General features: G+C 53.4%; 9 protein-coding genes. All 9 read right to left on the reverse strand.

Annotated elements, in window-relative coordinates; genetic code table 11:
* Window positions 1-400: 400 nt before the first annotated feature.
* The gene (locus tag DNH61_RS08385) at window positions 401-1675 is read right to left on the reverse strand and encodes an IS110 family RNA-guided transposase (protein WP_111145096.1); all 1275 of its coding nucleotides are present in this window, start codon (window positions 1673-1675) and stop codon (window positions 401-403) included.
* Between the two features lie 211 nt (window positions 1676-1886).
* A complete protein-coding gene (locus tag DNH61_RS08390; protein WP_111146215.1) occupies window positions 1887-2117 on the reverse strand; it encodes a hypothetical protein in 231 nt (76 codons plus the stop codon).
* Between the two features lie 253 nt (window positions 2118-2370).
* Window positions 2371-4908 carry an ATP-dependent helicase HrpB gene (gene hrpB / locus DNH61_RS08395; RefSeq protein ID WP_111146216.1) on the reverse strand — a complete coding sequence of 846 codons (2538 nt, stop codon included), beginning with the start codon at window positions 4906-4908 and terminating at the stop codon, window positions 2371-2373.
* A 53-nt stretch (window positions 4909-4961) separates the two neighbouring features.
* Entirely contained in the window at window positions 4962-5435 is a 474-nt protein-coding gene (locus tag DNH61_RS08400) for an NUDIX domain-containing protein (protein ID WP_111146217.1), read from the reverse strand.
* A gap of 125 nt (window positions 5436-5560) precedes the next feature.
* A complete protein-coding gene (locus DNH61_RS08405) occupies window positions 5561-6493 on the reverse strand; it encodes a D-alanyl-D-alanine carboxypeptidase family protein (protein WP_111146218.1) in 933 nt (310 codons plus the stop codon).
* Between the two features lie 266 nt (window positions 6494-6759).
* A complete protein-coding gene (locus tag DNH61_RS08410) occupies window positions 6760-7899 on the reverse strand; it encodes a sensor histidine kinase (RefSeq protein WP_245948051.1) in 1140 nt (379 codons plus the stop codon).
* Complete coding sequence (locus DNH61_RS08415) at window positions 7889-8590, reverse strand: response regulator transcription factor (RefSeq protein WP_425452230.1); 702 nt, start codon at window positions 8588-8590, stop codon at window positions 7889-7891. Before DNH61_RS08415 ends, DNH61_RS08410 begins: the two co-directional genes overlap by 11 nt.
* A 216-nt stretch (window positions 8591-8806) precedes the next feature.
* A complete protein-coding gene (gene corA / locus DNH61_RS08420) occupies window positions 8807-9757 on the reverse strand; it encodes a magnesium/cobalt transporter CorA (RefSeq protein ID WP_245948052.1) in 951 nt (316 codons plus the stop codon).
* Between the two features lie 38 nt (window positions 9758-9795).
* Window positions 9796-11415: a GGDEF domain-containing response regulator gene (locus DNH61_RS08425; protein ID WP_111146220.1), complete on the reverse strand. Its 1620-nt coding sequence runs from the start codon at window positions 11413-11415 to the stop codon at window positions 9796-9798.
* Between the last annotated feature and the right edge of the window lie 50 nt (window positions 11416-11465).

Here is an 11465-nt window from a genome sequence, read left to right on the forward strand (position 1 = left end):
TCCCTCGTATTTAAGGAGTTTTCTCACGAATGCTCACTCATTCGCAGGATTTCACGTTTTGGAGTGGTTAGATGGTTGGACGTGAGGGGGGCAATTGACCCATGGATCGGTTTGCGGACATGCAGGAACAGAGGCAGCGATTTACGTGCCCTTTGAAAACGCTATCCTGCACAACCCCACATGGCCCATGGAGGTTCACCCTCCCATATCTCGACGGGTCTATGCCCTCACATTCCTTCGTTATACCTGTCCATGGCGTGGAGACCGATCTCGTTTAGATAACGGGTCTATGCCCTTCCGAAACTCATACTCGGTTCTCTTGTGCGTGTTATGCCGAAAATCCCGCGAATGAGTCAATCCTCGTAAGCGAAACTTGGAGGTTAGTAGTGGGTTGCGGTCTTTAAGCGGCTACAAGGTCTGCGCATTCACGGTAGGACTCCCCCCGTTGCGCCATACCAACGAGAATGCGTGCCAGTTTGCCGATTAGTTTGAAAAGTGAGGCTTGCTTCTTCATTCCCCTTGCCCGGTTATTCGCATGCCACTGCTTGAAGTCAGGATGCCGCTGAACCAAACTCAACATGCCCCAGTATAGATGTTTACGCAAAGTGCTGTCTCCGCGTTTGGAGACCTTGACCTGCCCCTTGAACTTGCCAGATGTTCGCTCAGCCAGATTGAGACCGGCGCGTCGCAGTATTTGCTGACCGTGAGCGTAATGACGCAAATCGCCCGTACCACTCAAAATGGCGGCCAAGGCAATGGTGCCAAGCCCTTGGATGCTCCGCAGTTGCTCTATTAAGGGGATGTCTGCCAGTAATAACTCAAGTGCCTGTTCTATGTCATCGAGCATGGCAGCCGTATGCTCATAGGCAGCAAGCAGACGGTCAATGTCATCTCTGGCTTCCTGCAGGGCTTGTCTATCTCCAATGCTGCGCGTTGCAGCCGCCAGAAGCTCTGCTGCCTTGGCTCTACCGCTGACACCGGAGGCACGCTTCATGCCTTGATCTCGCCACTGGGCGATGACAGCATCGACATCCAGCCCTTCAAGGTCGCTCGGCAAAGGGAAAGCCTTAAGTGATGCCAGTGAACGGAGAGTCGCCCAATTCGGGAAAACCTGACGGAATTCCGGAAAGTAAAGGTCAATCCAGCGAATGATGCGATTGGCAAAACAGGCAGACTGCTTTACCCAAAATTCTCTGTCACTCATAAGTGTCTTTAACCGCCTGAACACAGCTGCATGGGGTGAATATTCGGTGTAATAGCCTCTGCTGACTACATCCGCGATGACTAGGGCGTCCTTAGGGTCATTCTTGGACGGACTATTGTCCCGATTTTCCTTATTGCGATGCGTCGTGACCGGGTTAACCAGCACGACCTCAATCCCTTGCTGAAGAAGCCAGTTTGCAAGATTGAACCAGTAATGTCCTGTTGGCTCCAGTCCTACAAGCAAAGAGGTGAGACTGTGCTTCGCTTGCGCTTTCTTGATCCAATCGAGGAGCCTCTCAAAGCCTTCTAGTGAATTGGTGAAAGACAGGTGTTTCGAAGTGAGCGAACGTCCACGGAAATCCGTGATCTGCGCGGCGTGCGCATCCTTGGCGATGTCGATTCCCACAACAACATGCTGCATGGTAATTCGTTCAATACGTTGATTTGTTGCGTTTCTTACAGTAGACTTCATAGTAAGCGCCTCCTGATGGGTTATTAGGGCTTCCGATTTCCCCTACCCCCATCATACGAGGCGCCCCTTTTTTTGTCTAAGACGGAATCTTAGCGCAGACAGGAATGTTTAGAATTTATGGTGTTGTCTGTTTTGTAATTGAAGTAGGGGCATCCCTAAGTCGTTAAGACTTTTGGGACGCCCCTATTTGTCAGTTAAAAATTTTAATGAATCAGTTGCCCTCCAGACGGTTGCGGTCCTTTCGCAGCTGACTCTTCGTTGCCTCCATCGATTGTCCGGAGCCTGCCTCATCGGCTTGGTGCATAGCTGCCTCGGCATGAACAAGCGAGTGCGAAGCTTGGTCGATCATTTGCTCGGATGGGTGCTCCTCCGCCTGCATAACAGCGCGATGCGCATGTTCAGCCGAGTTTTGAGCTTGATCCTGCTTGTGGTTCGATGTCATGGTTCCCCCTCCTTTCCGCGTAACCCAGTTGTTAATATGGACAATACTGTCCAATGTATACAGCTTGGGACGCAGCCATTCTAAGGCAACCTTAAACACTAACCCAACGGCAAGAACCCCAGTACAGTACAGTACAGTGCCCAATCCAGACTAGACCACTAGTCGAGCCTAGACCAGTCCGGCCCAGACCAATCACCAATCCTCCAGTCCACTACAACTCAGCCAATCTGAGCCCTGCCTGCCGGCTTGCACGTTATCCCTGCTGCCTGGGCCTAACCCGGTTCGTAGGTACGGCGGTCAGCGGGTCATCCGGCCAATAATGCTTAGGGTAGCGGCCCTTTAGGTCCTTCTTCACTTCGTGATACGTATTGCGCCAGAAGCTGGCCAAATCACGTGTCACCTGCACCGGGCGGCTGGCCGGAGACAGCAGATGGAGCGTTACGGGCATACGACCGAAGCCGATAAGCGGTGTAGTGTGCAGGCCGAACAGCTCCTGCAGGCGCACCGCCACAACCGGTGAAGAAGGGTCACTGTAATCAACCGGGATACGCGACCCGCTTGGAACCGTGCAGTGCGTCGGGGCGCCTTCATTCAGACGCTGCCGTTTGTCCCAAGGAACCAGAGCCTCCAGAGCCTGTTGAACCTGAAGACGCTGAAGATCATTGCGGCTGCCAAGCCCGTCAAGAAAAGGCAGCAGCCAGTCATCCAGCCTCTCCAGCAGGGCTTCATCCGATACATCCGGCCAGGAAGCATCCGCTTGATGGAGGAATGCGAGCCGCTGCCGGTACGCAACTGCTGTCTTGTTCCATGGGAGGATGTCCAGCCCTTCCGTTCTTACCGCTTCCATCAAAGCGGCTGCAACCTCCTGCGGATCTGGTCTGGCAAGTGTCCGCTCCTGCAGAATTAACGAGCCAAAGGTCCGGTAAAGTCTTGCCCTGACAGTGCCTGACTGCGCATCCCAGAACACCGACCTTGTTTCTTTAATGGAATCCGCAAAATAACGCTCCAGCTCTGCAGGCTCCAGCCAGGCAGCAAGCCGTATGCGCCCAGCTGTTCCCGTATCGTCAAGCTCGGCAGCTGCCAGCATCGGGGCTGCCGAGAGAGGTTGAACCGGCTGCAATACCGCCCCCCTGCCTCCGCTTAACTGAAGCCCTGCGCCTCCGCTGCGGCGCGGCATGCCCACGCGATCCGGATAAGCGTAAGCCAACAGGACACCGCTTAAATGATCATAGCTGCCGTCACTTAGCGCTTGCTGTAATCCGAAGCTTCGTTTAAGACGCGAAGCTTCCTGCACAAGACGTTTCGCGGCCTTCATTTCCGCCAGTCCGCCCCGAAATGCCGTCTCACCCTCATGGCCGGCAGCCCGGAGAACCTGCAGACGCAGCACAATGTCCGCTTCAGCAGCGTCCTTCTGCTGCCATCGCAGAACATCCCGTTCGGCGAGCAGGACAGCCAGATCACAGGCCAGAACTCCAAGCCGTTCTTCATGTTCCATGGCCCGCAATACCATGTGCGACAGCCTCGGATGCAGCGGCTGCTCAGCCATCTTCCTGCCGTGGATGCTCAATTGGCCGCTCTTGTCCATCGCACCCAGCAGCTGCAATAGTTCCACAGCCTGGTTAACGGCACCCTCAGGCGGCTGGTCGAGGAATGAAAGCTGCGCAGGGTCATGTGTGCCCCACGCGGCAAGCTCGAGCATAAGCGGGGCCAAATCCGTCTCCATCATCTCCGGCTTGCCGCTTGGTTCCAGCTGCTGCTGCTGTTCTTCTGTCCAGAGCCGGTAGCATACCCCAGGACCCAGCCTGCCCGCACGCCCTCTTCTCTGCTCGGCAGAGGCTGCTGACACCTGCACGGTCTCCAGTCTGCTCATACCGGTACGCGGGGAGAAACGCGGCACCCGCATAAGCCCGGCATCTATTACCACATGGACGCCCTCAACCGTCAGACTCGTCTCCGCAATAGAGGTGGAGAGCACGATTTTCCGCTTGCCAGCGGCTCCCCTTGCCAGCGCCTTCTCTTGAGCCTCCTGGGACAGTGCTCCATAAAGCGGAAGCACCTCAGCATCCGGGAGACCGCTGCTTAACAGCAAGCCCTGCACCCGCCGAATTTCTCCTTCTCCCGGCAGGAAGACCAGGATGTCGCCGGAATCATGTGCAATGGCGTGCTTAATCACCCGTACCGTGTGCTGAGCCAGCTGTTCAGCGGCTCCCTGCCGGGGATAATACCGGGTCTCGACCGGGTACCGTTTTCCTTCACTGATAATAACGGGCGCACCGCCCATCAGGCTGGCAACCGGTTTTGCTTCAATAGTTGCGGACATGACAAGAAGACGGAGATCCTCCCGGAGAACCCGCTGCGCCTCCAGGCAGAGCGCCAATCCAAGATCCGCTTGAAGACTGCGTTCGTGAAATTCATCGAAGATGACAATTCCGGCTTCTTCAAGTGAAGGATCGGTCTGCAGCATGCGGGTTAGAATACCTTCCGTTATGACCTCTATCCGTGTATGTTTGCTTGTCTGGCTGTCCATTCGCACCCGGTAGCCCACCGTTCCGCCAACCTTCTCCCCCAGACTGGAAGCCATGTAATGCGCGGCCGATCTGGCCGCCATACGCCTTGGCTCCAGCATCAGAATTTTCTTCCCGGCCATCCAGGGCTCCTCCAGCACAGCGAGCGGCACACGGGTCGTTTTACCTGCTCCCGGAGGAGCCACCAGAACCGCATTCGATGACCTGGCAAGCGCTGATGTCAGCTCAGGAAGCACCAAGTCCACAGGCAAAGCAGATTGCAGCATACCTCGTTCCCCTCTTCTTCACAGCTAGTACTGCCAAAGGCCTGCCGGCCAGCCTAATTGATATCTCCCATATAGCAGGGCAGGTCCCGCTTCCCCGCAAGCTTATCTCCAAGACTCGCCGGATACAGGCGGATGTCTGCCAGCCGTTCAACCTCAACCCACTCGACACCTACCTGATAAGAATCCGGAAGATCCCCGTTCATTACCGGCTCGGGGCCGTCCGTCTCCCGCTCACACGAGAAGAAGAATTCCACCTGATGGATACCTGCATCTGTCTCCGAGAATTCATGGTTGCTTCCTATGTACTCCCGCACGTGAATGAGGTCTCCCACCTTGACGGGCAGCCCTGTTTCCTCTATGCATTCTCTCATAACCGCATCACGAAGCTCCTCGCCATGCTCCTGGCCGCCGCCGGGAAACAGATAGAAGAAGCCGCCATCATCCTTGTTTTTGGTGAGCAGTACACAACCGTTCTGGATGATTACCGCCCGGGCAGAATTCCGAATTGGCCTGTTTAGCTTTTCCACTCGCTCCAATCACTCCTGTGTCAGGCAAAGTTGTTGTTCATTTGTCCATTGTAATAATCGCTTAAGCAAAAAACAACCGACAGCCACGATTGCCCGTGCGCCGCCGGTCTCAATTCCGACCTTATTTAAGTAAGCACTGCTCTCAGCATAGCCTTCCAGCTGTCCGCTGTATCCCGTCCGAACCCGTAGTGAAACAGCTTCTTCGTCTCCGTGAAACGCGCATCGCTCGTAGGCGTCCCCATTACGACGGCAATCAGGCGTTTCCCATTCCGTTCCGCCGTGCCAGTGAAGCAGTAGCCTGCCCGCTGCGTATACCCCGTCTTTAGCCCGTCGCTTCCAGGGTAAGCATGATTTTCTCCCGGGAGCATCATGTTCGTCGTGCTCAGAACGATACGGCTCTGGTCAACCGTTACCTCACTGCGTTTGGACACATCCAGCACATCCGGATACACATTCACCAGATAAGCCGCCAGCTTCGCTGTGTCCCTGGCTGTCAAGCTTGTTTCCCCATGGGAAGCCGCCTGCGCGAAGGCAACCAGGTCAGCCGACGACAAGCCCGTCGCATTGGCAAAGAAAGCACGCTGAGACAAGCCGATTACTTGCGCCTTGGCGTTCATCCATTCCACAAACCGTGTTTCCGTACCTGCTGCATGCTCGGCCAGTGCCACAGCGGCATCATTAGCTGAATGCACCGTCATCGCGGCAAACAGCTCCCTTACAGTCAGCTGCTGGCCTTCCGCTGCTCCTGTCCCTGCCCCAACCACATTGGCAGCATAAGCGCTTATCGTAACCTTATCATCCCATGCGATCGAGCCATCCTTAATCCGGTCCAGGAGAACGATCTCCGTCATCATCTTCGACATGCTGGCCGGAGGCAGCGCATCATCAGCATTCATTTCATAATACACTGTTCCATAATCTGCATCCATCAAAATTGCCGATGCTGCCGTTAACTCCGGCTTCAGCTCTGCTGACAGGGCTGGCTCCGCCGATATCCACTTAAAGCCGACAACTGCTGCTGCAGCTACACAGAGCAGCATGGCCACCTGTTTAAACATCACTCTTCACTCTCCCCATTCCACAATGCTTTGCTTCAACTTCTACGCCCCCAATAGCAAGGCTTCCGCACTCTTTGTTGACTGTTTTCATTGTAGATGAGGAGATTTAAGAAGAGGCTAACCAATTCATAAGAAATTCTTAAGATTGCCTTATCGTTCTATTATTTTGGACAGAATCCGGCAGCATCAGCTGCTTTCCGGTCACAAAAACAGCCTTTGCTGCGCAATCCGCACAGCAAAGGCTATTACTAAACAAGTGATCAGAACTACTTGACGACAGCCCCGTTAACCACTGCGCGGCTGTTCTCCTGGTCCTCCTTATACAGCGGCAGACGAACCTGGAATACGGTCTGGGCGCTGTCGCTGCTCGCTCCAATCGAGCCGCCATGACGTTCCACGATGCTCTTAGCAATGGCTAGTCCAAGACCCGAGCCCCCGGTATGCTCCGCGCGGGACTTATCCACCCGGTAGAAGCGGTCGAAGATGTGGGGAAGATCCACACTCGGGATCGGATCGCCGTAATTTATCACCTCGACGACTGCATCCTCAAGCACAGTGCGAATCTCCACATCTACACGTCCGCCGTCTTTTCCATAGATGACTGCATTATGAAGCAGATTCTCGAAGACCCTTACCAGCTTGTCGGGATCACCAAACACATAGACATGCTGAGCTCCGGCACGCAAATTGCCTGTCACGCCCGCTTCATCCAATGCAACGCGAAAGTGCACCAGCAGCTGACCGAGCATTTCAACCAGATTGAACCTCAGCCGCCTAAGCGGGACACTGTCATGCCGCATACGCGTATATTCAAACAAATCCTGGATCAGCACATTCATCCTCCGGGCCTTATCATGGGCAATCTGGATATAATAGCGCAGCTCCACTTCATCACGGTATCTGTCCTGCTCGACCAATCCCAGGTACCCGAGAATGGAAGTAAGCGGCGTTCTAAGATCATGGGATACATTCGTGATCAGCTCGTTCTTGGTCTGCTCTGCCTTGCGTTCTTCGTCCAGTGACTTGCGAAGCTGGGTGACCAGCCTGTTCGTGTAGAAGGCAAGGTCCCCGAGCGGGTTGTTCTGCCTCACGGGAACCTTGTGATCGAAATTCCCTTCGGCAATATGCATGACCGAGCTATTGATTTCATTTACATACCGGTACCATCTCCACTGGAACAAGCACAGATACATCACGAAGAAGAACGCACAGCTGGCCAGCATCACAAAGCCTTCTCCGAAGGTGCGCAGCACCTCGATCGCGAATGAACGGGCAAAATAAATATCACGTGTCACCCGCTCACCCAGGATAATCATCGAATAAACCGTCACAACAGACAAGATAACACTGAGGATAAGCTGGCCGATGAAGCGCAGCATCATGCCGTTCGTTTTGTTAGCCTTCAATTTTATATCCAACTCCCCATACAGTAACAATCAGCTTGTCTCCTGTCTCCTGCTCCAGCTTGTCACGCAGCTTGCTGATATGTACCATCACGGTGTTATTGGATTCGAAATACTTTTCTTTCCACACCTGCTGGAAAATATCCTCAGCGCTGAACACCCTGCCCGGAGATGAAGCCAGCAAATGCAGGATGCCAAATTCTGTAGACGTCAGATGAAGCGCCCGTCCATCCACATGAACGGAATGCGTGGCCTTGTCAATCCGCAGCGGACCCAGCCGTACGATGCCCGCCTCTTCCTTCTCCACAGGTCCCGCCGCGCTGTATTGGAATGAACGGCGAAGAAGCGACTTTACGCGCGCAACCAGCTCAAGAGGGTTAAACGGCTTCACCATATAATCGTCCGCCCCGGTCATGAGACCGAGTATTTTATCCATATCCTCTGCCTTAGCACTTAACATCAGAATCGGTATGCTGGCTTCGCGCCTCAGCCTCCTGCACACTTCCAGACCGTCGATATGCGGCATCATAATATCCAGCACCACCAAATCGGCAGGCTGCCGCTCGAACACGTCAAGGGCCTGCTGCCCATCATGTGCCAGCTCGGTCACATAACCTTCATTCCGCAAATAAATATCAATCAGCTCCGCAATTTCCCGGTCGTCGTCCACGATTAATATCCGGCGGTTCATCATACGTCAGCTCTCCTTATCAACACAAAAATACGGCTTTATTCCCACTATACACGAGAAACTCAGCCGTTGTCCCGGTTCCGGACACTTTATAAGAATGTTTAAGGGATGCTTAAGGTTTTCTTAACGTTGCTGGAATTATTATGGATACAGGGACAGGAATCATACAGAAAAACAGGCTTCACCTCTAAGAAAGGTTAAGCCTGCTGTTGAATCTGTCTAGCGAAACCAGCCCTTGCGCCTAAACCACACAAACATGCCTGACCCAAGCAGCGCCATCACCGCCAAAACTGCAAAGTACCCCCAGCGCCATTCCAGCTCCGGCATATTCGCAAAATTCATGCCATACAGACCCGCAATGAACGTAAGCGGCATAAATATTGTCGTAATGACCGTCAGGGTCTTCATAATTGTATTCATCCGGTCCGAATTGTAGGAGAGATAGCTGTCCCTTATATCGGCGGTCAACTCCCTGCTTGAATCGATCATTTCATTTAAACGGAGCAGGTGGTCATGGACATCAGTGAAAAAGGCCCGGTGCTCCTTAATGCCCGGTATGCGCTCCGTATTGATTATCCGGTACAGCAGCTCTCTCATCGGGACCATTGTCTTGCGCAGCTTAAGCAGCCGGGAGCGAATCGCAAACACTTCCTCCATCAACTGCTTGCCTGAGTCCCTGCGGTCCAGGTCATCAAGCTCCGCCAGCTGGTCTTCAAGTTCATAGACAACGGGAAAATAGTAATCCACCAGCTTGTCCATGACAATATAAGCTGCGAACAGCGGCCCCCGCCGCTGATGTTTGGGCTGATTAACGAGCTTGCGCCAAGCTTCCTCGACTGCCCGGGAAGGCTGCAGGTGGTAGGTCACGACCAGCCTGTCTGCTACAAACAGGTTGACTTCTTCTACTTGAAGCGTTTCTGGCTGCAGGGCATGCAGCACGAAGAAATGCATGTCTTCATATTGATCCCACTTGGGCCGCTGGAGTTCATGCCCGCAATCTTCTATCGCCAGCGGATGAAATTTGAAATACGTATCGAGCAGCTCCGTTTCTTCAGCAGACGGCCTGTCAAAATCCACCCATACCCAGTCAAATGTATGGCTCTGCAGCTCCTCGACACGCTCAAGAAGGGCTGGCTCACGGCCAGCGTGGAAACCGGTAATTCTCAGCACGGAATCCCTCCTCATCTATTCTGCAGCACAATCTAGCGTCAACCCAGCTGGCCTGCCAGACGAATAAGCCGGGATTCCAGCTCTTCGAGACTAAACGGCTTCGTCATATAATCATCCGCGCCCAGATCAAGCGCCTTCTTGATATCATCCTCACTGCCTCTTGCAGTCAGCATGATGACCAGATAACGGGAAGGCTTATCGATCATACGAATTCTCTCCAATACTTCAAGCCCGTCCATTCCCTGCAGCATGCCATCGAGCACAATCAAATAGGACTCGCCGCCCGTGTGCCACGCGTCTTCAAAGAACGATTCTCCGCCCCTGTAAGTCCGGATATCGGCATTCTTCGTTTGGCCAAGGAGGCTCTGCAGGCTCTCCGCCAGCATGGTGCGGACAATCGGATCATCATCGATTACCGCCACTCGAAGGACACATCCTGGCAGCTCCATACTGTTCGAATCCGCCATGACCGCCCGGTTCCGGCCCTCTCGCTTGGCTAAATACAGCGCTTGGTCAGCCCGTGACAGCCAATCCTTCATCTCTGCGTACTCGCCAGAGTACTCCACAATTCCCGCAGAGAACGTGACTGGGATCCGCTCCGAATTGGATGTAAAGACCAGGCGTTCGAAACCCTTCCGCAGCCGCTCGATTACCTGCATTGCTTCAATACCCCTCGTCTGGTCCAGCAGCACAACAAACTCCTCGCCCCCATAACGTGTAAATACATCCGTAGGGCGCATATTTGTTTTCATATACTCGGCAAATTGAGACAGCACATAATCGCCCATCAAATGCCCGTGGACGTCATTGATCTGTTTGAAGTGGTCCAGGTCAATTACGACAAGCGAGAATACCTTCTTGCTGCGCTCATACTCCAGCTGCAGCTTGGCATAGTGATCGGCCAAATATTTGCGGTTGTAGGCCCCGGTCAGCTCATCGATAAAGAGCGACTGATCGATCCAGCGTTTTTTCTCAAATTTGCGCTGCAGCTTAATGATGAGCTCTTCCATATCAAGCGGCTTGTGAAGAAAATCATCCGCCCCCATCCGGAAGGCATTCAGCCGTGTCTCCCTATCGTTGTCTACACTGATCATGATCGTAGAGGCCAGCTGCTTGCGGATAATATCCTGAATCGATTCCATCACCCGAAGTCCGTTCGTATGGGGAAGGAAATAATCAATGATGAAGCAATCGGGATTCAAATTGTGGAAATAGGAAATGGCTTTATCAGGACTCCGGGTAGCCACCACCACCCAGCCGCACTGTTCGAGCTGCTCCTTCAAATACATAAGAAGTGTTATATCATCGTCCAAAATCAGAACGAGAGGCTTGAGCTTGTCAATAACGGCAGACGATAAATCCTCCCCGTCCATCCGCAGCTCTTCATTGTTGTGATAGTTGTATACAATTTTCACAAAATCAACCATGAAGGTCCGCAGTTCAGCGGGCGCCCACCATTTGTCCTCGATGTCCTTCTGTTTCTCCATGAGCAGCTCGGCTGCTTCCTGAAGATCTGACAGCCCAATCGTTCCCGCGGTTCCCTTAACCGTGTGCAGGAGCATATGAACTTCGGCGGCCGATATGGACTCTGATTCCTCAAACCATATCTCAAGCTGGCGGATAAGATGGGCGATTAGCATATCCCGATATTTATTCATGAATAATTGTAACCCCTTAGAAGTATGTACGATGCCTAGTGAACAGTATA

The organism is Paenibacillus sambharensis (genome assembly GCF_003233845.1).
In the GTDB taxonomy this organism is placed as follows: Bacteria; Bacillota; Bacilli; order Paenibacillales; family Paenibacillaceae; genus Paenibacillus_I; species Paenibacillus_I sambharensis.